This window comes from Streptomyces griseochromogenes (genome assembly GCF_001542625.1).
Lineage (GTDB): Bacteria > Actinomycetota > Actinomycetes > Streptomycetales > Streptomycetaceae > Streptomyces > Streptomyces griseochromogenes.
In genome coordinates this window covers 293,044-315,875 of record NZ_CP016279.1, presented here as the reverse complement: position 1 = coordinate 315,875, position 22,832 = coordinate 293,044, and the positions used below count along the sequence as shown (strand labels likewise).

At 71.5% G+C, this 22,832-nt stretch carries 19 protein-coding genes; 13 read left to right on the top strand and 6 right to left on the bottom strand.

Annotated features, from left to right (window positions below; all coding sequences use genetic code 11):
- The first annotated feature begins 114 nt into the window (after positions 1-114).
- Complete coding sequence (locus tag AVL59_RS01485; RefSeq protein WP_067299404.1) at positions 115-2,229, top strand: protein kinase domain-containing protein; 2,115 nt, start codon at positions 115-117, stop codon at positions 2,227-2,229.
- A gap of 111 nt (positions 2,230-2,340) precedes the next feature.
- On the opposite strand, the gene AVL59_RS01480 is transcribed toward AVL59_RS01485, so the two are convergent.
- Genes AVL59_RS01480 through AVL59_RS01470 form a run of 3 tightly spaced genes read right to left on the bottom strand, consistent with a single transcriptional unit; the run spans position 2,341 to position 4,729 of the window.
- Positions 2,341-2,526: a hypothetical protein gene (locus AVL59_RS01480; protein ID WP_067299403.1), complete on the bottom strand. Its 186-nt coding sequence runs from the start codon at positions 2,524-2,526 to the stop codon at positions 2,341-2,343.
- Positions 2,523-3,434, bottom strand: coding sequence for a class I SAM-dependent methyltransferase (locus AVL59_RS01475; protein ID WP_067299402.1), 912 nt, complete (start codon positions 3,432-3,434; stop codon positions 2,523-2,525). Before AVL59_RS01475 ends, AVL59_RS01480 begins: the two co-directional genes overlap by 4 nt.
- Positions 3,431-4,729, bottom strand: a complete 1,299-nt coding sequence (locus AVL59_RS01470; RefSeq protein WP_067299401.1) for a cytochrome P450 — start codon at positions 4,727-4,729, stop codon at positions 3,431-3,433. Before AVL59_RS01470 ends, AVL59_RS01475 begins: the two co-directional genes overlap by 4 nt.
- Before the next feature lie 447 nt (positions 4,730-5,176).
- Between AVL59_RS01470 and AVL59_RS01465 the strand changes: the two genes are divergently transcribed.
- From AVL59_RS01465 to AVL59_RS01435, 7 genes are all read left to right on the top strand, one after another.
- Positions 5,177-5,545: a hypothetical protein gene (locus tag AVL59_RS01465; protein ID WP_067299400.1), complete on the top strand. Its 369-nt coding sequence runs from the start codon at positions 5,177-5,179 to the stop codon at positions 5,543-5,545.
- Positions 5,546-5,585: 40 nt separating this feature from the next.
- Positions 5,586-6,614, top strand: a complete 1,029-nt coding sequence (locus AVL59_RS01460; protein WP_067299399.1) for an ABC transporter ATP-binding protein — start codon at positions 5,586-5,588, stop codon at positions 6,612-6,614.
- Positions 6,611-7,489: an ABC transporter permease gene (locus AVL59_RS01455; RefSeq protein ID WP_079146476.1), complete on the top strand. Its 879-nt coding sequence runs from the start codon at positions 6,611-6,613 to the stop codon at positions 7,487-7,489. The genes AVL59_RS01460 and AVL59_RS01455 overlap by 4 nt, the downstream gene beginning before the upstream one ends.
- A gap of 97 nt (positions 7,490-7,586) precedes the next feature.
- On the top strand, positions 7,587-8,861 hold the full coding sequence (locus AVL59_RS01450; protein ID WP_067299397.1) for a cytochrome P450: 1,275 nt from the start codon (positions 7,587-7,589) through the stop codon (positions 8,859-8,861).
- Entirely contained in the window at positions 8,861-10,108 is a 1,248-nt protein-coding gene (locus AVL59_RS01445) for a flavin monoamine oxidase family protein (protein WP_067299396.1), read from the top strand. Before AVL59_RS01450 ends, AVL59_RS01445 begins: the two co-directional genes overlap by 1 nt.
- Entirely contained in the window at positions 10,105-11,085 is a 981-nt protein-coding gene (locus AVL59_RS01440; protein ID WP_079146475.1) for a Rieske 2Fe-2S domain-containing protein, read from the top strand. Before AVL59_RS01445 ends, AVL59_RS01440 begins: the two co-directional genes overlap by 4 nt.
- The gene (locus AVL59_RS01435) at positions 11,082-11,852 is read left to right on the top strand and encodes an alpha/beta fold hydrolase (RefSeq protein WP_067299394.1); all 771 of its coding nucleotides are present in this window, start codon (positions 11,082-11,084) and stop codon (positions 11,850-11,852) included. Before AVL59_RS01440 ends, AVL59_RS01435 begins: the two co-directional genes overlap by 4 nt.
- 81 nt (positions 11,853-11,933) lie before the next feature.
- On the opposite strand, the gene AVL59_RS01430 is transcribed toward AVL59_RS01435, so the two are convergent.
- Together AVL59_RS01430 and AVL59_RS01425 are read right to left on the bottom strand one after the other, a co-directional pair.
- Positions 11,934-13,940: a carbamoyltransferase C-terminal domain-containing protein gene (locus AVL59_RS01430; protein WP_067299393.1), complete on the bottom strand. Its 2,007-nt coding sequence runs from the start codon at positions 13,938-13,940 to the stop codon at positions 11,934-11,936.
- Positions 13,941-14,185: 245 nt separating this feature from the next.
- A complete protein-coding gene (locus AVL59_RS01425) occupies positions 14,186-15,130 on the bottom strand; it encodes a helix-turn-helix domain-containing protein (RefSeq protein WP_237281411.1) in 945 nt (314 codons plus the stop codon).
- Between the two features lie 447 nt (positions 15,131-15,577).
- Here AVL59_RS01425 and AVL59_RS01420 point away from each other — a divergent pair, with 447 nt between their 5' ends.
- The 4 genes from AVL59_RS01420 to AVL59_RS50245 all read left to right on the top strand — a co-directional run bounded on the left by AVL59_RS01420 (position 15,578) and on the right by AVL59_RS50245 (position 17,696).
- On the top strand, positions 15,578-15,766 hold the full coding sequence (locus tag AVL59_RS01420; RefSeq protein ID WP_159399855.1) for a hypothetical protein: 189 nt from the start codon (positions 15,578-15,580) through the stop codon (positions 15,764-15,766).
- A 55-nt stretch (positions 15,767-15,821) separates the two neighbouring features.
- Positions 15,822-16,088 (top strand): hypothetical protein, encoded by a 267-nt coding sequence (locus tag AVL59_RS01415; RefSeq protein WP_067299390.1) that lies wholly within the window; start codon positions 15,822-15,824, stop codon positions 16,086-16,088.
- A gap of 61 nt (positions 16,089-16,149) precedes the next feature.
- Positions 16,150-17,037, top strand: a complete 888-nt coding sequence (locus AVL59_RS01410) for a hypothetical protein (protein ID WP_067299389.1) — start codon at positions 16,150-16,152, stop codon at positions 17,035-17,037.
- Complete coding sequence (locus tag AVL59_RS50245) at positions 16,971-17,696, top strand: VOC family protein (RefSeq protein ID WP_159399854.1); 726 nt, start codon at positions 16,971-16,973, stop codon at positions 17,694-17,696. The genes AVL59_RS01410 and AVL59_RS50245 overlap by 67 nt, the downstream gene beginning before the upstream one ends.
- A gap of 6 nt (positions 17,697-17,702) precedes the next feature.
- Here AVL59_RS50245 and AVL59_RS01400 read toward each other — a convergent pair whose 3' ends face one another.
- Entirely contained in the window at positions 17,703-20,234 is a 2,532-nt protein-coding gene (locus AVL59_RS01400) for an ATP-binding protein (protein ID WP_159399853.1), read from the bottom strand.
- A gap of 306 nt (positions 20,235-20,540) precedes the next feature.
- Between AVL59_RS01400 and AVL59_RS01395 the strand changes: the two genes are divergently transcribed.
- Entirely contained in the window at positions 20,541-22,817 is a 2,277-nt protein-coding gene (locus AVL59_RS01395) for a TOMM precursor leader peptide-binding protein (RefSeq protein WP_067299386.1), read from the top strand.
- Positions 22,818-22,832 lie beyond the last annotated feature (15 nt).

Here is a 22,832-nt window from a genome sequence, read left to right as displayed (position 1 = left end):
CGCGGCTCAGGGACACAGGGCACCGACGCGCGATATGGGCGGCTCCGTTTCCGGGGCGGCAGGCCCTACTCTGATCCCCGTGAGGCAGGCAGGCGCGGGGAAGGACGATCGGTGATGACGCCCCTGAGCACCGGGGACCCGGAGTCCATAGGCGGATACACCCTTCTCGGTCGGCTCGGGGCGGGCGGCATGGGAGTCGTCTATCTGGGAGTCTCCGCCTCCGGACGGCAGGTCGCGGTCAAGCTCGTGCACGGCCCCTATGCCCAGGAGGAGGAGTTCCGGACCCGCTTCCGGCAGGAGATCGCGGCAGCGCGCAGAGTGAGCGGCGCCTTCACCGCGCCTGTCGTGGACGCCGACCCGGACGCCGACCGGCCGTGGATGGCGACGCTCTACGTGCCGGGGCTCAACCTCGCCGAAGTCGTGGAGAAGGACGGCCCGTTGAGCCAGCGGGAGCTGCGCGCGCTGGGGCTGGGGCTCACCGAGGCGCTGCGCGACATCCACCGGGCGGGCCTGGTGCACCGGGACCTCAAACCGGGCAACGTCCTGATGACCGGGGACGGGCCGCGCGTCATCGACTTCGGCATATCGCGCGCTTCTGACAACCAGCGCCTCACCACGACCGGGCGGATGATCGGCACTCCGCCGTTCATGTCGCCGGAACAACTGGCCTCTCCCCGAGACGTCACCCCGGCCTCGGACGTGTTCTCGCTGGGGTCGCTGCTGGTGTTCGCGGCCATCGGCACGGGACCGTTCGACGCCGAGAGCCCGTACATAACCGGCTATCAGGTGGTGTTCGGGACCCCGGACCTCGGCGGGGTGCCCGAAGCACTCCTGGGCATTGTCGAGCGCTGCTTGGACAAGGACCCTGCCGCACGGCCGGAACTGACGGACATACACCGCATGCTCCAGACGCTGCCGGAATCCGACGCCACCGGGTCCCCGAAGACCCGGTCCGCGAAACCCCCGGGCCGCCCCGCTTCTCGGAGCGCGGACGCCCCCTCCACGGGCGGCGCGACCGGCGCCGGCAAGCGACGCCGAGCCCGGATGCTGCTCACCGGCCTCGGCGCGGCGCTGGGTATCGGGGTGAGTGTCTTCGTGTCCGATGGGGACACCACCGGTTCCGAGACCTCCGCCCGTGCCGCGTCACTGCCCGACGGCTGGCGGCCGTGGCAGAAGGAGCTGCGGTACGACGTGAAGGGTGTCCCTCTCGACTACGACAGCACCGGATGCGTGGCGGAGGGAACCGCCCTGTTCTGCGGAGGTACGGGCTTCACGGCCGCCAGGATCGACGCGGCCTCCGGCCGCATCCTGTGGCGGACCGGCACCCGCCCTCAGGGGACGCAGCCGATCGGCGTTCGCGACGGGCTGGTCTACATGTACGAGGAACCGGACGACAGGACCAGGCGCGTGGTGGCCCTCGACGCCGGTACCGGGCACCGGCGGTGGCAACGCGGCATCAGCCCGTCCGAGGAGGCGGTCCTGTACGACGGCGGACTGCTGACCCTGTCTCCCGACTCCTCGTCGTTCGTGGCCTACGGGCCCTCCGGCAAGGAACTGTGGCGGGCGCCCTCGCTGGACGAGTACTGCACTCCGTCGGCGCCGGGAGGCGTCCCCTACGCCCTGTGCTCGAAGGCCAGCGAGCCCGACCAGGCCCCGATCGAGCTGATGAGGCTCGGACCCGGCAGCCTGACCGAAACCGCCACACTGCCCAAGAAGGCACAAGCGCTCGGCGCTGCCGGCGGGCAACCCCTGTTCCTCGCCCCCCAGACCGCGAAGAACGTGTACGAATCCGGGTACGAACGGCCGTACAACGCGCTGCTGCGGGTGGCCTCGGAAACCGGGCAGGTCAAACGGATACCGCTGGCACATCCGCTGACCGGCGCGGCCACCCTTGTGGACGGCGTCGTCTACTTCGTCCGGTCCGACGGGTCGGTCACCGCCGTGTCGGCGGACAGCGGCAGACAACTCTGGCAGAAGGTGACGGACGTGGAGAGCCTGTCCGCGCCCGCGGTGTCAGCGACGTACAAGCGGGTCTATTTCTCCAACCGCTTCGGCCGTCTGCTGGCACTGGACAGCCGCACCGGAGCGGAGGTGTGGCGCACCTCCGCACTGGACGACCCCGGGGACAAAACGCAGGCTTATCCGCCGCGAGTGCTGCTCGTCAAGGACGCCATCGTGGCGATGGCCGGCGACACGGCCTTCTCCCGGAGCCCGAACGGGCCCACCTGACCGCGGGGGCAGCCCGCACCCGCAGGCGCGTCGGCTTGCGCGCGAGCGGTCCCGGCGGCGGCCCGGTGGGGCGGCCGGGGCACGTTCACCCCGGCCGCCCCACCGCCCCGCTCAGTAGCGGGGCTTACGGGTCAGGGCGATGCCGCCGAGCAGGAAGGCGACGCCGAGCACACCGGCGACGATGGCCGAGGTGGTGTCGGCCGGCTTGTGGCTGGCGTCCATGACGGAGGTGAGCAGGCCCGCCACGGCGCTGATGTAGCAGAAGATCGTGATGAAGATCTTCACGTTGGGATTCACTTGGGTGCCTTTCGTTCGGTGGTGCGAGGGGTTTTCTCAGGGGTTTCCTGCGGTCCGCGACCTGCGGGAGCGGTCGCGGCGACGGTGAGACCGAGCAGCATCACCCAGGCGTCGGGGTCCGCCCGGAAGCGGTTCCAGCGATCCGAGGCGAGGGCGAGTTCGGCCAGGGAGAGGACGCCCTGGGCCACCAGGGGCTCCAGGCGCTGCGGACCCAGTTGTGGAGCGAAGGCGTCCGTGGGGTGGTCGTCATTGGTGGTGGCGAACGGTCGCAGGACGACGTCCTCGAAGCCCGCCGCCCGCAGCAGCCGGGGCAGGCGGCGGCCGATCGTACGATCCCCGCCCGCGGCGCGTTGCGCGGCGGCCATCTTGGCGTGCACGCCGCCCAGTTCCGGGTAGGCCGGGTCGGCAACGCCCCAGCAGGAGGAGTCGACCTCCGTGCAGGCGACCCGGCCGCCCGGCCGCAGCACCCGGCGTACCTCGGCCAGTACGGCGGCCGGGTCGGGAACGTGCTGGAGCACATAGCGCAGCAGTACGAAGTCGACGCTGCGGTCCTCCAGCGGCATGTCCACGGCATCGGCGACCAGCGAGGTGACACCGGGACCGGCGGCGTGGGCCAGCAGTCCGGCGTCGATGTCGGCGGCGATGAGCGTGATGCCGGCCGGCAGCGCGGGGCGGAGCCGGCGGGTCACCGCGCCCGATCCCGCGCCGACTTCGAGAACGGTGGGGCGGGGACCGCCGGCAGTGGAGCAGATGCCGAGGTCGCGGAGGATGCGCAGTTCCTCGGCGAAGGAGAGTTCGGCCTGGGCCTCCAGACGGGCCAGCTCGGCCGACAGGCCGCCGCCGGTGGTGCGGGCCGGGTCGTACGAGCCGCCCAGCGGGCGGACCGTTGGGGAGAGGGGCGCGCTCATCTGGGCCTCGCGATCATGGTCATGCCGTGCTTCGGGCGCAGCGTGACCAGGGCCTCGGGCTCCACCTCGAACCCCTCGACGGTCTCCAGCCGCACGGACTGGGTGAGGGTGGCGAGCACCAGTACCGCCTCGAGCATGGCGAAGTGCTGGCCGACACAGATCCGGTCACCACCGCCGAACGGCAGGTAGAGATGGCTGGGAAGCGAGGCACCGTCGAAGCGGTCCGGGCGGTACGCGTCGGGGGCGTCCCAGTACTCGGGGTGCCGGTGCAGCACCCACTGGCTGACGCAGACGAGCGTGCCGGGCTCGACGTGGTACCCGCCGATGACGTCGGCGCCCACCGCCCGGCGGGATATGAGCCACACGGGCGGGTAGAGCCGCATCGCCTCCTTGACGGCCCGTTGGCAGACCGGCAGGTCGGCGAGGTCCTCGGCCCTGGCAGGACGGCCGCCGAGCACCCGGTCGACCTCCTCGCGGACCTTCGCCGCCTCGTGCGGGTGCCGGTCCAGCAGATGGAGCGTCCAGGTCAGGGACTTGGCGGTGGTCTCATGCCCGGCCATGACGACGGTCAGCACCTGGTCGCGCAGATCCTCGTCGGAGACCAGGTGGCCGGCGGACATCATGGTGTCCAGCAGGTTTCCGGCATGGCCGGGACCGGAGCCGGGCGCCGACGGCCCCGCGGCACGCCGTGAGGCGATCAGCGTGCGGGTCACCATGTCCAGGAAGGCCCGCGCGCGGCTGAAGCCCGCGAACCGGCGTGCGGTGTCCGCCGGGTCGGGGTCCGGGTCGGGCACGTAGTGGCCGATGCACCGGTTGACGGCGTCCACCGCACGCCCGAAGCCCTCACCGATGCCGTCGAGGTCGGCGCCGAGGATGGCTCGGGTGAGAATGCCCAGAGTGAGCGCGGTGAGGTGATCGTCCACCGCGAGCGGGGTGCCGGTCTCGATCGCCGGGCGCCAGCGCTCCAGCATGCCGGAGGTGGCGTCGGTGACGATACCGTCGAAGGTCCTGACCGAGCTGGGCCTGAAGGCCGGGGCGGTCAGCTGGCGCTGGCGGGCCCAGTCGTCGCCGTTGCTGGTCAGGAGCCCGTTTCCGAGCAGCGGACGCAGCATCGCGTCGTCCGGGGTGCCCTCCTTGGTGTAGTTGGCGCCGTTGTCCTTGAGTACATGACGGGCGTACTCAGGGGTGTTGAGCAGGTAGACGGTCTCGCCGTCGGCCCGGTGACGGGTGATCCCGCCGTAGGTGCGGGCCAGTTCGGTGATGAAGGCGAGCGGCGACTCCCGCATCACCGCCATGTCGATGTCTCCCGGCGGCCCCGGTGGAAGGGCCTCACCCCGGGGGCCTGACCGCGGGACGCGCGGCGTCGTCGTGTGCGTAGGCACGGTGCGGACCACCTCCGTGATTCCTCTCATGTCAGATCGATTCAGGTCAAACAAGATGAAGTCGGACGGCGCGGGCCTACGCACATACGTATTCCGTGCGCCATACGTACTCGGAATTCCCGAATACGTACGCCCCGATCGGCGATACGCATTCGGATGCGTATTCCGATGCGTAATCCAATACGTATTCACGGCCTCATCCGACTCGGAATCTACCGCACCCGCCGAATGTGCTCAATACTTACCCCTGGAGCCGGAACTGACGTCTTGGCAGCCTTCCAGCGGCGTGCAATTCTTCATTCGCCGGCAGCGACAAGAAGGCGCCGCGGGCAAACCGGAACCGAGAAAAGGAAAAGTCTTATGGCTTTGGACCAGCGGAAGCGGGCCGAGTTCGTCAACGGCTACACCCGCGCCCTCATCAGCGCCTGGTCGAGCGAGGAGTACGCGGCCCGGCTCCAGTCGGACCCGCGTGCCGCGCTCGCCGAGGCCGGCCTGGAGCTCCCGGCCGACGCGGAGATCGTCATCGTCTCCACCGCCGCCGAGGGCGAGCAGGAGGGCAACCTCGAGGTGCAGGTGGAGCTCTACGAGATCGGTCTGGCGACCGGTCGCTACGAGTTCCACATCCCCAAGACCCCGCAGATCGACACCGCCGAGCTGAGCGAGGGCGACCTGTCGGACATCGCGGCCGGCGGCAACTCCTGCTGCTGCCCGTGCTGCTGCTGCACCTGATCCACCCGATCAATCTGATATCCACCCAGGAGCGATCCAAGTGGCAACTGCCGTCGGGGAGAACCCCGTCTCGGTCCGTGGTCTTCGCAAGAGTTATGGCGACTGGCACGCGGTGCTGGGACTGGATTTGGACATCTTTCCAGGAGAAGTCTTCGCGCTGCTCGGGCCCAATGGCGCGGGAAAGACGACGACCATCGAGATCCTGGAAGGCGTCCGCCAGCGAACCGGCGGTGACGTGCGAGTCCTCGGCTGTGACCCAGCCGAGGACCGGCGTGGGTGGCGCGCACGCATCGGCGTGGTGCCCCAGAACACCGGCGCCTACGCGGACCTGACCGTACGCGAGGTCGTCGAGCACTTCGCGGCGTTCTATCCGGCGCCGCTCCCGGTCGGCCAGGTCATCGACATGGTCGGTCTGGGCAAGCACGAGAAGAAGCAGAGCACCGACCTGTCCGGAGGGCAGGCCCGGCGCCTCGACGTCGCCGTCGGCATCGTCGGCGATCCGGACCTGATCTTCCTGGACGAGCCCACCACCGGACTGGACCCGGTGGCGCGCCGGGAGGCCTGGGACCTGGTCCGTTATTTCTCCGAGCGCGGTACCACCACCGTGCTCACCACCCACTACCTCGACGAGGCCGAGGCGCTCGCACAGCGCGCCGCGGTGATCGTCGCCGGCCAGGTCGTCCGGTCCGGATCCCTTGCCGAGTTCGGCGCCCGCTCGCAGACTCCGACCACGGTCTCCTTCCGGATTCCGCCGGAACTCTCGGGACGCGCGCTGCCTGTTCTGCCGCCGGAGTCGCAGGCGCTCGCGGACACCACGGACGGCGTGCTGCGCATCGCCACGCGGACTCCCACCGCGCTGCTGTCCGTACTGCTGCCCTGGGCGCACGAGGCGGGCGCCGGGGAACTCCCCGAGCTGCGGGTGCACCGCCCCACGCTCGAGGACATCTACCTCGATCTGATCAGGGAGAACGTCAGCGGCACCGACCGCGGCACCGACACCCTCGGCCGCGACGACCAGGGCACCGACGGCCAAGCCGCGGACCGCACCAGCGAGGCGGGCATCCGATGACCCTCACCGAACCCTCTACGGGCCGCACCGACGGGACCGTACCGACAGCGGAGCGTGCGATGGCCGGGTCCTCCCGAATGCCCGGCGTCTGGCGGGCCTCCGCGGCCCGCTCCAAGGTCGAGCTCAGGGCGTTCTTCCGCAACAAGCAGTCGCTGGTCTTCACCCTGATGTTCCCGGTGATCCTGCTGGTCGTCTTCGGCTCGATCTTCTCCGGCAAGGTGGCGGGCACCCAGACCGATCTCAAGCAGGTCTTCATGGCCGGCATCGTCGCGGCCGGCGTGATGAGCACCGCCTTCTCCGGGCTCGCGATCAGCATCGCGATCGAACGGGACACCGGTACGGTGCGCCGGCTCGCGATGACGCCGATGCCGAAGTCCGCCTACTTCATCGGCAAACTGGTGCGCGTGATCGTCACCACCGCGCTGGAGACGGCACTGCTGCTCGGCATCGCGCTGACCCTGTTCGGCCTTCCGCTGCCGAGCACGGGCGAACGCTGGATGACCCTGGGCTGGGACCTCGCCCTCGGGACCGTCGCCTGCGCCATGGCCGGTGCCGCGTATTCGGCGCTGATCCCCAACAGCCGTTCCGCGGCGGCGATCGTGACGCCGGTCTTCATGGTGCTGCAGTTCATCTCGGGCGTCTTCTTCCCCTTCGGCCAGCTGCCGCACTGGATGCAGACGGTGGCCGCGTTCTTCCCCGTCAAGTGGATGGCGCAGGGCTTCCGTTCGGTCTTCCTGCCGGACTCCTTCACCGCCGTGGAGCCGGCCGGCAACTGGGAGCTGGGACATATCGCGCTGGTGCTCGCGCTGTGGACACTGGGCGGCCTGGTGGTCACCGCGCTGACCTTCCGCTGGCGCGGACCGCGGGTCCGCTGACGGACGATCGACGACCCTCTGGAACCAGGGGCCACTGACAACCGAGGACCACACGTCCACCGACCACCGGTCCGCCGACGATCCCAGGAGCAGGACCATGACCACGGCGCCGGTGCGCCTGCCGGAGCACCTCGACCACCCGTTCTCCCCCGCGGGGCGGATCAACCCCCATCCGGCCTACCGGTGGCTGCGGACGAACGATCCGGTGCACCACGACGCCGCCTCCGGGCTCTGGCTGGTCACCGGGCACGCCGACTGTCAGACGGTGCTGCGGGACCCGCGGTTCTCGGCGGCCAAGGGGCAGCGTGAACGTGCCCGTGACGACGCGCTCCCGCCGTCGATGCTCACCACCGATCCGCCGGACCATCACCGGCTGCGGGCCCCCGGGGCACTGCTCCTGGGGCCGTCCGCCGTCCGGTCCGTCGCCGGCGATCTGACCCGCGATGTCGACGAGCTGCTCGACCGGCTCGGCCGGCGCCCCGCGGCCGAACGCCCGGACGCCGTCGCCGACATCGGACGGCCGCTGGCCACCGCCGTCTTCGGCCGACTCTTCGGGCTCGCGGCAGCCGAGTACGCCCGCTTCGAGACCCTCGCCCGGGCCGCCTCGATCAACCTCGACCCGATGGTCCCGCCGGCGCGTGCCGCCCTCGGCCGGACGGCGGCCGCCGCGCTCACCCGTTATCTGGACGCGCACTGCGCCACACTGGCGCGAGGCGGCCGCGCCGCGCCGCTCGCCGCGTTCGCGGCCGATGACCGGCTCACCAGGTCGGAGATGCTCGGCGTCCTCAACCTGGCGGTGGTGGGCGGCTGGCAGCCGCTCGCCGAGCTGGTCGGCAACGCGCTCTGCTCCCTCCTCCCCGACCGCGCCGCGGTGCGTCGGCTCGCCGCTGGGGACGACACGAGCGGGGAAGGCGGCGACGCGGGCGGAGAAGCGGCCCGCCGCGCCGTGGACGAGCTGCTCCGTCTCGAGGCGCCCATCCCGTTCACCGCCCGGGTCACCACCGACACCGTGGAACTGGCCGGTGGCACCCTTCCGGCCGGCGCCCGCGTCCTTGCGGTGATCTCCGCGGCCAACCGCGACCCGGCCGTCTTCGCCGACCCCGACGAACTGCGCGTCGACCGGCACCCCAACCCGCACCTCGCCTTCGGCGGCGGCCCGCACTTCTGTCTGGCCGCCCAGCTGGTACGGCAGGCGGGCGGCCTGCTGCTGCCGCGGCTGCTGCGACGGTTCCCCGGGATGCGCGGCCCGCACGGTGTGCCCGACTGGGACCGGTGCCTGGTGCCGCGACGCCTGCGCGTCTTCCCCGTGGACCTGGGCGTCCCGGGCGCGGACGACAAGGACCCCGGCACGGCAGAGGAGGACCACGGCTGATGCGGGCCGATGTCATCGTGGTGGGCGCCGGCGCCTCCGGCCTGGCCTGCGCCCGGCGCCTCCACCGGGAGGGGCTGACCGTGGTCGTCCACGAGGCCCGGGACCGGGTGGGCGGCCGGATCCACACGTTTCACCCCGCCGACGGAGGACCTCCGCTGGAGCTCGGCGCCCAGGTGGTGCACGGCGCGCGCAATCCGGTGCACGCGCTGGTCGGCGCCGACCGGATGATCACCGTGCCGCGCCGGATCACCGCCCGCATCGTCCAGGACGGCGGCAACCAGGACATGGGCGTCCTGAGCCATGGCCGCCGTCCCCCCTGGCTGCTGGAAGCCGGGCTGCACCGGGACCCGGGCCCGGAGGGCCGGTCGGCCGGAGCCTGGCTGCGCGCCCACGGCAGCGCGCGCCTGGAAGAACGGGCGGCGAAGGAGTGGTTCCGGCAGAGCTGGGCCGCCGAACCGGACGAGCTGAGCGCCCGGGGAGTGGCCGGCGCCCACCGGGGCGACACCGCCGTCGGCGAGGGCGAGTTCGCCGTGCGGGGCGGATTCGACCGGCTTGCGCTGCTGCTCGCGCAGGGCCTGCGGATCAGTCTCGGCGATCCCGTACAGGAGATCCGCTGCCTCCCCGGACGGGTCGAGGCCGGCACCGTGCGGGGAACGACCAGCGCCTGCGCCGCCGTGATCACCGTGCCGCCCCCGGTGCTGGCGCAGGGGCGGCTGCGCGTCATCGGGCCTCCCTCCGCGGTGGTCGACGCGAAGATCGCGACCGCCGCCCGGATGCCGCTGGGCGACGGATACTGCACGGTGGTGACCCTGACCCGCGAAGCGCCCGACGACGTCATCACCTTCGACGTCGACGGCGGGGGCGGCTTCGTCCGCTGCTCCGCGGGCCGGCCGGAGGTGCTGTTCGTGGCGAAGGCCGGGGCGGCCGATGCCCTGCGCGCCACCGTGCGCAGTGCCCCGGCGCTGTCGTCACTGCTGGAGACCGTCATGCCCTGGACCGCGGGCGCCCGGGTGGTCGGCCTGACCGCCGCGGACTGGGGACGAGATCCCTGGACCACCGGCGCGTTCACGGCCCCGCGCACCGGCTGCGAGGACGCGGTACGGCAATGGTCCGCGCCGGTGGACGACACCCTCTTCTTCGCCGGCGAGGCGACCGTCACCGGCAGCCGGCTGCCCTGGGTCCAAGGAGCCCTGGCGAGCGGCGAGCGGGCGGCAGAGGAACTGCTCAAGGTATTGGCGAATCGATGACCATGGAATCCACAACTGTGCACAACGGCTGGTATCTGCTGGCCTTCCGATCCGAACTGACCCGGGAGATCACCCCGCTGGCGGTCGGCCACCGCCGTCTGATCGCCGTGCGGGAGGACGACCGGATCCGCGTCTTCGACGCCGACTGCCCGCATCGCGGCGCCCATCTCGGCTACGGCGGCAAGCGCCAGGGCGACTGCGTGGTCTGCCCCTTCCACGGCAAGCGGATCAACCTCGGGGACACCACCAGGCCCTGGTCGGTGGCCGAGCACACGGTGCTCGCCTGGGGCGAGGCGCTCTTCGTCCGGCTCACCGGCGACCCGGGCGGCGACCGCGGCTTCGAGCAGGCCGTGACGGCATGGGAGACCACGTACCCGCTGGTCGAGGCCGTCACCCTACCGGTCGCGGTGGCGTCCGAGTACGTCGTGGAGAACGCCTTCGACCCCGACCACTTCAAGGCCGTCCACGGAGTGCCCGGCACCCGGGGGATGGCGACACGGACGGGCGACGGCGGGGAACTCGTGATCGAGGGCGAGTTCCTGATGCAGACCTCGCCCTGGCAGGACGCCCGCCGGCTGGAGGAAGTGCGCTGGGAGGCGGTACGGACCAGGACGGTGCGGTGGGACTACAAGCCGCGTTTCCTCGCCCGCGCGTTCAGCCCGTCCGTGGTGGTCACCGAATTCGGGCCGCCGGACGAGGTGCATGTCATCGTCACCGGCTCGGTGCCGACGGCCGAGGGCGGTTGCGTCGCGCGGGTCGCGATCGGCGTGCGCGGCGATCAGCGGTCCGCGCTGCCGGTGCTGATCGCGGGCAGCGAGAAGGCGCTCGGTGAGGACAAGGTGGTCTGGGAGCACCTGAATCCCCGCGCGGCCGTCGAGTACGACGCGCGCGATGCGCCCGTACGTGCCTTCCGCGCCTTCTGCGCCGACTTCGGTGGCCTGACGGACGCGGCGGGCGAGGCGGGGGCGGCACGATGACCGGGCTCCATCTGCACCGCTTCGGCAGCGGACCGGCCGTGCTCTGGCTGCATGGCTACACCATGGACTCCACCGTGTGGCGACCGCTGTGGGACCGGCTGCCCGGCTGGACCCACATCGGGGTGGACCTGCCCGGCCACGGCGGCTCCGCCCCGATCCCGCCCGGGTTGACGCTCACCGAACTGGCCGGGCGGCTCGCCGAGGTCGCCGAGGACACCGGGGCCCGCCGGGTCGTCGCGCTGTCCTTCGGCTCGATGGCCGCGGTGCAACTCGCCGCACAGCGGCCGCGACTGGTCGAGCGCCTGGTCGTGGCGGCCCCCACCCTGGCCGGTACAGCCAACGACGCGGCGGCGAAGGTGCGTTACCGCCAGCTGACGATGCTGTACCGGATGACCGGCCCCGGCGAGCAACTGGCCGACCTGTGGATGCAGTCGCCGCCCGACATCTTCAAGGGCACCGAGCGGCACCCGGAGGTGCGGGCCGCGCTGCGGGCCGTCGTCGCCCGGCACAGCTGGGCAGAGCTCGGCGACCGCGCGATGGACGGCCTGACCGCCTGCCGTCACACCGAGGACGATCTGCGCCGGATCACCGCGCGCACTCTGGTGATCGTCGGTGACGACGACATGCCGGCGTTCGTGCGCAACGGCGAACTGCTGCAGGCCACGGTTCCGGACTGCCGGCTGCTGACCCTGCCCGACTCCGGGCATCTGCCGCTCCTGGAGCGTCCCGGGGCCGTGGCCTCGCTGATCGCTTCGCATCTGGGCTGAACAGGCACACGGAACTGAACGGGCATACGGACGGGGGCGGGGCGGCATGCCCCGCCCCCGTCCGCCTGTGCGGCCGTCGCGTCAGCGGCTCCGGCGCAGCGGGTTGATGACGCCGAAGGCCCCGGTCAGCGTCGAGGGGGCGACGAAGGAGCCGCCGGGACCGTGGGTGCGGCGGAAGTTGCCGACGAGTCCGGCGAAGGACGGGTCGACCTTGGCACGGTAGGCGGCGAGCATATTGACCCGCTCGGGAGTCGAGATCTCCTGCTCGGCGCGCAGCTCATGGCTGCGGGAGAGGTGGTACATGCCCTCGACCGTGTAGCCGCGGTCCAGCCAGCTCTGCCACAGCGCGTCGCGGTCCGCCTCCTGACCCGCGAAGTACGCGAGGGCGCGCGGGCGCGGGCCCTCTGGCGCCGCGGTCGCCGGCACCGGGTCCGCCCGCAGCTCCACCCGCCGCCCGCACAGGTACAGCACGCCGATGCCCTTGCGCACGCACAGGTTCAGTGCCTCCGCCGCCGTGTCCACGACGGCCTCGCCCTTGTCGTTGAGCGAGGTGTTGCAGAGGATCGGCACACCGGTCGCGGCCCGGAAGGCGTTCAGCGCCCGGTACAGCGCCGGGTTGGCCCGCGCGGTGACGGTCTGGTGCCGGGCCGAGCCGTCCAGGTGAACGATGGCGGGTACCAGATCGCGCACCTCGGGCCGCACCTGGACCGCTTCCAGCATGTACGGCGACTCACGGTCCGAGGCGAACCACAGTGGTGCGTGCTCCGCCATCACGACGGGCGCGACCGGCCGCCACCACTGGCGGCGTTTGATGTCGTTCAGCATGTCCTTGACCTTGGCCGACCGCGGGTCGCCGAGCAGGCTGCGGTGGCCCAGCGCGCGCGGTCCGAGCTCCGCCCGGCCGTCGACCCAGGCGATGACGCCGTCGGAGACATCGGCGACGAACCGGTCCGCCGAGAAGTCGGTGACCGAGGCGATCCACGGGGCGAACTCGGCGAGGGCGTCCTCGGCGTCCGTGACGTCGCGGCCGAAGTAGGCGGAGTCGATGCGAAGATCGGCCGTCTCCAGCGCGCCGGAGCCGTACAGGCCGAGCAGGCCCAGGCCGATGCCCTGACCGGAGTCGTTGGCACAGGGCGGGGTGATGAGCCCCTTGAAGCCGAACCGGTCCATCAGCAGGGTGTTGGTGGGGCAGTTGAGCGCGTAGCCACCGCTGGTCGACAGATAGGTGTCCTCGGCCCGGATTCCGCCCAGCGCGAGCAGCCGCTCGACATTGCGGACGGCGATCGACTCGCAGCAGCGCTGGACGACCTTCATCACGGCGCTGCGCAGGTTGTCCTCGCGGCTGAGCGCGGGGTCGAGAGTCGTTCCCTCCAGCTGGCGTTCGGCTTCGGCGACGATGTCGCGCACCAGATCATGCGCCTGCTTCCACGGCTGCGTCGCCGATCCGCCGAAGAACGTCACATCCTCGATCGCGGCTTCGGTGTCGAATTCGATGCTGGTCGGTGAAGCCGAGGCCAGGGCCATCAGCGAGCCCGGTTCCAGGCCGAAGACGGTCTCGGCCGCCGTGTAGAGAGGACCGGGTGACTCGACCGCATCGAACGTGATCCGCCCGGCCTTGGACACGCAGCCCGCGTACCAGTAGCGATTGGGACGGTTCTCCTGCGCGTAGTCGGGGAGCGCGTCGATGGCCAGACCGATGATCTGTTCCTCGCGAAAGAGCTTGGTGTCGCGCAGGACACCGCTGAAGAGGTGGGCCAGGCTGTGGACGGGGAAGTCCTCGGCACCGGCCGGCTTCGGCACGGGCCGGTCGTTCGGCAGACCCGGAGTGCCCCAGCAGGCGCTGATGTCGGCGAGGGTCAGGCCCTCCTCGGCCAGCAGGGCGTCCAGGAACACCGTGGCGCGCTCCTCGGTGTAGAGCGGCCAGAAATGGTGCTTCTGTCCGCTGACCCGTTCCAGCTCCCAGACCCGGACCAGCGTCAGCGCCGACCCCTCACGCCGCCAGAGGGCGACGTTCTGGTCGTGACGCACGGAGAACACCGCTCCCGGTCCGGGCGGAGTGAGATAGGCCGACAGGAAATACTCGGTCACGATTGCTCTTTCCTCTCGCTGCCAGGACGAGGTATTTCCGGTCCACCGCGAGGGGAAGAGTCATCCCCGCCAAAGACCAGCCGCCTTCCCCGGCGTCGGTGACAACGCGGTCATTCAAACACGCCCGTCGGAGACCGTACATACCGAAAAACGGCGGTACGTATGGCCGCCATTTCCGGTGTACGTATGCGCAGTAACCGAATTCCGCATTCCGGCTGTCCGTGCGCCGGACGGCCGTTCTGTGGTCAGAGCCAGCCGCGGCGACCCGCGTAGAGTCCGGCCTCGAAACGGCTGCGCGCACCGAGCCGTTCCATCAGGTCCGCCATCATCCGGCGGACGGTACGCAGCGACAGCCCGAGGTGCTTGCCGGCGGCCTCGTCGGTGTAGCCCTGACCCAGCAGCCGGAGCAACTCCCGCTCCTGGCGGGTCAGTCCCCGCTCATCGCGTTCCTGCGGGGTGCCCAGCGGTGTCGCGTCGGCCCAGACCTGCTCGAAGAGCGAGATCAGGGCGGTGATCACGCCCACCGAGGTGATCTGGACCGCTCCCTTGCGGGTGTTGGCCGGGTCGAGGGGGACCAGGGCGATCTCCCGGTCGAAGATGATCATCCGGAGCGGCAGCGCCGGTACCGTCCGTACCTGTCCGCCCAGTTCGGTCAGCCACTCGGCGTGCCTGGTGGTCGCACGGTCCTTGCGGACGCTGTCCAGGTAGACGGCGCGCATCTGTACACCCCGGGAGAGGGCGTCGCTGTTGAGCGGCCGGCTGGCCTCCAGGGAGGCGGCGGACTGGGCGCCGCCGGGGCTGAACGAGAGGCACTCGGTGGAGATCGAGCGGGTCAGCTCCTCCAGCCTGGCCTGCACGGTGGCCATCCCGAGCAGCCGCTCGATCCGGTGGTTCTCCTCGCCCGCCGACTCGTCGCGGTACTCGGCCAGCATCCGGGTGATGGCGGCCTGGCTCTCTTCGAACTCCTGCTCCCTGCGCAGCCGCAGCGACTCGTTGTGCTGCAGCAGGGCCGCCAGCCCGACCCGCGGATCGACGGGCCGCAGTCCGCCGGGAGCCTCGCCGGGCACCTCGTCGGAGGGCCGGAGCAACCGGAGGTCGGCGAGCCGGTCGAGCGCCGCACGCACCTCGTCCTCGCCGATGCCCAGACGGGTGGAGAGCTCCTCGACACCCAGCTGATGATCAGTCAGCATCAGGCGGTAAACCGCCTGCGCCGCACTGTCGATTCCTCGCATGGCCGCCGTATCACCCCCTGCACGCACGCCCCTTGCCCCCCTGGCACCGCGTCCGAGCGCACCGCCGGCCGATCATCCCACGCCCCTGACGGGGACGACAACCGTCGGCGAGGTGACCTTGACCGCGGCGCTCCACCGCCGCGGCATTCGCGTGGCACCAAAGTGCCAAAGCGCTTTTCATGCCGCCCTGAAGGCCTTCCGATGCCTGGACGGCTCCAGCAGACTCCTCTCTGTCGGAAGGCCACGGGGGCCTTCCCGTTCCGAAGCATCCGTCGACGATGATTCACCGTCACCCGGTGATGGCTGGACATCGGAAATCGACCTGCGGCGGTAATTCGGAGTACAGCTTTTCCTGGGGGAATCATGCTTTCTTGCAACAAGCTTGCCGGGTCCACTCTGCTCGCGATGTTCGTTTCACTGGGCGCTCTGGCCGGGTCCGCACACGCGTCGACGGACGGCACCCTGCCGACGGCCACGACCACCCGGGTCTCCGCCGTCGTGCAGACCGCCGTCGACGACGCGCCGCTCTCGGGGCTGCTCCCGAGCGGCCTGCGCATCAAGATGCACACCGACCAGGACATCCGCTGGGACTGATCCCGGCCCGGTCCGGTCCGCACCACCGATCCAAAAGGGCTGAACAACCGTGCACATGGCCACCGCGACGCTGGTCGGACCGAACTCCGACCACGTCCTGGACCGGACTTTGCTGGGCGCGCTGCTGTGGGCCGTGGCCGAGAAGGACAGCGGGCTGCAGCATGTCACCGTGGCCGCCCGTCCCGGGCGGACCGACGTGGTGCTCTTCTACACCGGCACCAGCCCCTGCGCGGCCGACGCGGCCGGCGCGGATCTGTGCCGCCGGGCGCTGTGGGCGGCCTCCCAGCTCGACGGCTGGCGCCTGCGCCCGGGGCCGCGCTAGGGCGCGCGTCCGCGCCCGGGCAACGCTCAACGGAATGGGCAACAACCCGTCAGGAGGCGCTGTGACGGCATGGGAACCGATCGTGCTGAACTTCTTCGGGATAGAAGTCGGTGTCATCTCGGCCGACCGGGACGAGGTCGCGTTCCACTTCGGCCCGCACATGGTGAAGAACTCCGGAAGTCCTGATCAGCTGCGCGTGGAATTCTCCCGGTCGACCGGTTCCGCTCCGGGGGAGTTCCTGGTCCGACGCGGTGACGGCACCCCCCTGCTGCGCCGGGCTTTCCGGGGCTGGGGGAACGTGCCTCCGGCCCTGCCGCCCTTCGCCGCGTTGCAGGACCGATTCTGCCTGGTGCCGGCCGTCGTACTCGCCAAGGGAGGCACCACGGTCGCACTGCTCGGCGGACCGTACGCGGAGCAGGCCAACGTCGGGGCGGCACTGGCACACCGTTCCTGGGAGTTCGTCTCCGGGCGGCTGCTGGTGCTGGACCGTCACACCGGGGAGGTCCTTCCGTATCTCGTTCCCCTGCAGGCGCGCGGCCGGTCCGCCGCCTGGCTGCGGGGCGCGGGACTGCAGAACGAGCTGTGCCGCGCGGTCACCTCGCCGACCGGCGCAGAGGTGCTGCTGGTGCGGCCGGAGTGTCTCGGGCCGGTGGCGCCGGTCCGGGCCAGGCTGGGTCGGCCTACGCTGGTCCAGCTGTGCCGAAGTGCTGACGAACGCGTCCGGTTGACGCCTCGCGAGCTCACCCCGCAGGCATGGCCGGACGGGTCTGCCGGGCTGCTCGACGGAGTGCCGGCCTACCGTCTGGAGCTGCCCGGCGTCAGCGGGGCGGAGGAGGCGGCCGGATTGATCGATCAAGAAGTGCCCTGCGAGGAGAGTGAATCATGCCTTTACGTACCCAATACGCTACCGGCACGCCATGCTGGGTTGACTGCATCACTCCGGATCTGACCGGGAGTCAGGCGTTCTACGCGGCGCTTCTGGGCTGGGAGTTCACCGCGGAGACGTCCGGCTACCAGCTGGCCACGCGCGGCGGGCGGATCGTCGCCGGCTTCGGTGGCAGCCCGGCCGGACTGCCACCGAACGCCACCTGGAACGTGTATCTGGCCACCAAGGACGCCGACCACACCTGCGTCGAGGTCCGGCGGCTGGGCGGACGGGTCGTGATGAACCCGGTGCCGGCGGGTGACGACGGACGGCTCTTCCTCGCGGTCGACCCCTCGGGTGTGGTCGTCGGCTTCTGGGAGGGCCACCGCGACGAGGGAGTGGTGCTCGCGGATGAGCCCGGTGCGGTGTCCGGGCACGAGCTGCGGGTGCCCGACGCCGTACGGGCCGCCGGCTTCTACGGCGAGCTGTTCGGCTACCGGCTCGCACCGCGGGACGAGCGACTGGAGCTGGAACTGAACGGGTCCGGCCTGGCCCGTGTGGTCGAGAGCGACCAGGGCCGACCGATGTGGCTGCCGTACTTCGGCGCGGCCGACCCGGCGGACGCCGTACGCCGGGCGCTCGCTCACGGGGCGACGGTGGTCCGCTCCGGCCCGGGAGAGCCGACCGTGCTGCGTGACCCGTGGGGTGCGGAGTTCGGCCTGACCGCCGTCACGACGCCTTGACCGCCGTCACAACGCCTTGACCGCCGCCGCGAGTTCGGGACGCCCCTTGATGGCGAGCTTGCGGTAGATCCGGCCCAGGTGGGTGTCGACCGTACGTTTGCTCAGGCAGAGCCGCTCGGCCACCTCCAGATTGCTCAGCCCCTGCAGCACGAGCTCGGTCACCCGGCGCTCGCTCGGAGTGAGCCGGACCGGTCCCGCGTCCCGCGTACCGATCACCGGGCCGCGATCCGGCGCCGGGCGGGGACGGGTGTCCGTACCGGGCAGCGGGTCGGCGGCGATGGTCCGGGCCGCGGCGTACTCGCCCAGCGTCTGATACGCCTGGGCGGCGTGGGTGCGCCACGGGACGCAGGCGGGGTTGGCGATGCCCCGCACGGCCAGCTGGTGGCCGCACTCCAGGAAGAGCCGGAGCGCTTCCTCGTGGTCACCGCGCGCCGCCGCGACCAGTCCGCGGGTCTCCAGCACCACCGCCCGGATCAGCGGATGGGTGTCGGCGGGCAGCGCGTCCCCGGTGAGCCGCGACTCGTCCGGGGCCTGGCCGCGCCGCAGCAGAACCCGGATCCGCAGTGCGGTCGCCGCCCTGACCAGCTCGTCGACATGGATCTGCTCGGCCAGCCGAGCCGCCCGGTCGGCGTCGGACAGCGCGGTGTCCAGGTGTCCCTGCCGGTAGGCGATGTCGGAGCGGGCCAGCAGGGCCAGCGCCAGCTCGCCCGGGTGGTTCAGGCGCTGGGCGGAGCGGACCACCCGGCCGGCCCAGACGGCGGCCTCGTCCAGCCGGCCGCTCCAGGCGAAGGCCATCGCCGCGCCGAGCACCCCGATACCCGCTTCGGCGGGTGAAGCACCGCTCACGCACCGGGCCGCCAGCCGGACCGCGCGCCGGGGTGAGCGCCCGCCGGCCGCGGCCATGGCCGCCAACGCGCCCAGGAAGCCCGAGGCGGCGGGCCCGTCCTCGGCCGCCCGCAGCGACGCGACCGCGCGCCGGACGGCGGTGCGCTGTCCGGCCAGGACCGCCTGCGCGGCGAGCGGCAGCAGCAGCTCGCCCGCCGGGTCCTCGGTGGCGGTCAGTGCGCCGGCCGCCTCGGCGAACGGCACCGCGGCTCCGGCGGCGGTGAGCGCCAGCACCGGGTTGGCGAAGGGCAGCAGCAGCCGGGCCCGTTCGACCGGGTCGGCGGCCACCGCGAGACGGGCGGCGTACCGGGCGCAGGCTGCCGGGTCGCGGTGCAGCTCGACGGTGCCGAGCTGCACGGTGAGCGACTGGATCAGCGCGGGGTCGGTCGCCTCGGCGAGCGCGCGCTGCAGATAGCAGGCGGCGTCGTCCCAACGGCCGTCGGCGGCGGCTTCACCGGCGGCCGTCCGCAGTACCGGCAACGCCCAGTCCAGGCCGGTTGTGCCGGAGGACATCAGATGCTCGGCGACCCGGCCCGCGGGAGCGCCGAGCCGGACCAGCAGGGCTCCGGCCCGCTCGTGCAGCGCGACCAGGACGCGCGGATCGGTGCGGGCCAGCACGGCCGTGCGCACCAGCTCATGACGGAAGGTCTCCGGCGGGCCGGGGTCGATCAGGTCGGTGCGCCGCAGCGCCGCGCGGGCCTCGTCGGCCAGCAGGTCTCCCTGTCCGGCCAGCAGCGCGGCGGTGGCCAGGTCCGCACCGGGGCCGAGCACGGCGAGGGCGGTGAGCAGCTCCATCGCCCGTGGATGGCTGCGCAGCAGCCAGCTGAGCGTGGTGTCGGCGAGGGTCGCGGCGCCGATCCGCAGCACCGCCTCCAGATCGGGCGCACCGGGCGACGTACGGGCGTCCAGCAGCCGGGCCGCCAGCTCCTCGAGGACCAGCGGGTTCCCCCGCGAGAGGTCGTGGCAGACGGCGGCGAGCTCCGGGTCGACCGGCGCACCGAACGTCGCGCTCACCCGCTCGGCCACGCAGCTGTCGCAGAGCGGTCCCGGGGTGATGGTGCGGGTGTGACCGAGTGCGCCGAGGTCGGCGGTGAGCGGGTCGGCGGCCTCGTCGGCGGTGGTGGCCAGGAGCGCGACCGGCAGGCCGTCGAGTCGGCGGGCGAGGTAGGAGAACCACTGCCGGGACGCGTCGTCCGCCAGATGCAGATCGTCGATCGCCATCACCACCGGGGTGCGGGTGGTGAGGGAACGGGCCGCGTTGAAGAGGTTGTTCAGTACATGGTGGCGGCCGTTTCCGACTTCTGCGCCCGAGGCCGTCGCATCGACGCCCGGGAGCGCCTCCGCGAGGTATCCGCCAGGTGATTCCGCAGGGAATTCCGAACGCTGCGACCGGTCCGGCCGGTTCGGCCGGCCGGGCTTGTTCATGAACGGGTCGAAAAGCTGGCGGACGACGCCGTAGGGAAAGTCACGTTCGTTGTCGTGACAGCGCGCACGCAGCACCACGGCGTCACCGGGTGTCCGGCTCAGCGCGGCGCGCAGCAACGCGGTCTTCCCGATTCCCCTCGGCCCCTGGATGAGAACCACGGCGGGCCGTCCGGCGCCGGCCGCGTCAAGTGCCCTGCCCAGTTCCCCGAGTTCCCGCTCACGATGCAACAGACTGCCTGCCGACAATGCGTCCCCCCGTTGGCGCGTCGGCGCGGCCCCGCCCGCGCCTGGGCCGTCAAGGGCCCGCCGGCCCACCAGTATCGCGCACACGATCACGCTGTCAACGCACTGCCGGATACGTATTCACCTACGTACCGGTGCCGTCGAATACGTAATGAGCGCCCATACGTAAGGACTGTCGGCGCCGAATTTGCAGTATGTACAGGGGTTTTGACACGTGTTCGAATGCCCCGAGAGCAATTCACCTCTCAAACGGCGGAGACAACAGTACTCATGAACACGGGGGGATGACGCATGGAACGGCCGCGGCTCAAGGCCCATTTTCTGAGCGAAGTGGTGGACGGAAAGGTCTTCCTGCTCGGCGAGGGTCAGGACTACCTGGTCCCGGGAGCCGCCGCCGTGCGTCTCCTGCCCTATCTGGACGGCCGGCGCACGGTCGCCGAGATCCTGCAGGAGCTCGGCGGCAGCGTGCCGCTCGGCCAGGCGCTGACCGCGCTGCGGCGTTACGAGGCCGCCGGGCACCTCGCCGAAGGCCGCCCCGGCCTGCCGGAGGACGTGCTGGCCTACTGGGACGCCCAGGGGGTCGACCCGGCCGCCGTGCAGAGGGCCATGGAGCGCACCGAGCTGCTGGTCCTGGCCCTCGGGGGAACCTCGGCCACGCCGGTGGTCGAGGCGCTGCACGCGACCGGCTTCCGGGCCCGCGCGGTGGACGAGGCCGGGGCACTGGCCGCCGGTGAGGACACCCTGCTCATCGCGCTGACCGACGACTACCTCGACCCGGCGCTGGAACGGCTGAACACCGCCCGGCTGGCCGATGAACACCCCTGGCTGCTCGCCAAGCCGACCGGCACCAGCCTCTGGCTCGGCCCGCTGCTGCGCCCGGGCGTCACCGGCTGCTGGACGTGCATCGCGCAGCGGATCAGCGGCAACCGGCAGGTCGAGCGCTACCTGGCCGGAAAGCGCGGCCAGGCCACCCCGGTCCACCCGACGCGCGCGGCGATCCCGGCCGGTCCGGCCATGCTCGGGCAGCTGCTGGCCGCGGAGACCGGGAAGTTCCTGGCGAGCGGCTCCTCCGCCACGCTGGAAGGGCTGATGGTCACGTGGGACCTGGCCACCCTGCAGACCACCGAGCACACCCTGGTCCGCCAGCCGCAGTGCCCGAGCTGCGGCGACCCCGGCCTGATCGCCGAGCGCAGCCCCAAGGTGGTGCTGTCGGCGAGCCCGGCCGGGCACACGACCGACGGCGGATACCGCGTCCAGGCACCGCAGTTCACCTACGACCGGCTGAAGCACCACATCAGCCCGCACCTGGGTGCCATCACCCGCCTCGGCGCGCATGACGACACCGGCAACGGCATCACCTACAGCTTCACTGCTGGTCACAACTTCGCGATGGTCAACGACAACATGGACCTGCTGCGCCGCAACATGCGCGGCCAGAGCGGGGGCAAGGGCCGTTCGGAGATCCAGGCCAAGGTCAGCGCCGTCTGCGAGGCGATCGAGCGCTACTCGGCGGTCTGGCGCGGCGAGGAGCCCGTGGTGCGCGCCGCCTACCGGGATCTCGACCCGGACACCGCCGTCCACATGGACCGTCTGCTGCTGTTCTCCCAGGCCCAGTTCGACGGCCGCGCCGAATGGAACGCGCAGCCGTCCCACCGGCTGCACCTGGTGCCCGACCCCTTCCCGACCGACGCCGAACTCGACTGGTCGCGCGCCTGGTCGCTCACCCACGACGCCGAGCGGCTGATCCCCTCCGGCTACGCCTGGTACGGCCACCCCGACCTGGCACGGCACTTCTACTGCGTCGGCGACTCCAACGGCTGCGCCAGCGGCAACACCCTGGAGGAGGCGATCCTGCAGGGGTTCTGCGAGGTCGTCGAGCGGGACGCGGTGGCGTTGTGGTGGTACAACCGGCTGCCGCGGCCCGAGTTCGACCTGGACTCGCTGAACGACCCGTACGTGCGGACCATGCGCGACTTCTACGCCTCGGTCGACCGTGAGCTGTGGGTCCTGGACATCACCTCCGACCTGGGCGTGCCCACCTTCGCGGCCATCTCCCGGCGCAGGCATGAGGTCGAGGACATCATGGTCGGTTTCGGGGCGCACCCGGACCCGCGGATCGCCGCGATCCGCGCGCTCACCGAGGTCAACCAGTTCCTCCCCTTCGTGGACCGCCGCGACGAGAACGGCGCCACCCTGTACCGGACGGACGACCTGGAGACCCTGGAATGGTGCCGGACGGCCACCGTCGCCCAGGAGCCCTGGCTGCTCCCGGCCCAGGACCTGGCGCCGACCGTCGTCACCGACTTCGCTCCGCCCGCCGGGGACGACCTGGCCGACCATGTGCGGGACTGCGTGGAGCGGGCGCGGGCCCGCGGCATCGAGATCATCGTGCTCGACCAGAGCAGGCCCGACCTCGACCTGAGCGTGGTCAAGGTGATCGCCCCCGGCATGCGGCACTTCTGGCGCCGGCTGGCTCCCGGGCGGCTCTACGACGTGCCGGTCGAGCAGGGCTTGCTGGCCACCGCGCACACCGAGGAGCAGCTCAACCCGAAGAACGTCTTCTTCTAGAACGGGCCGGGTAAC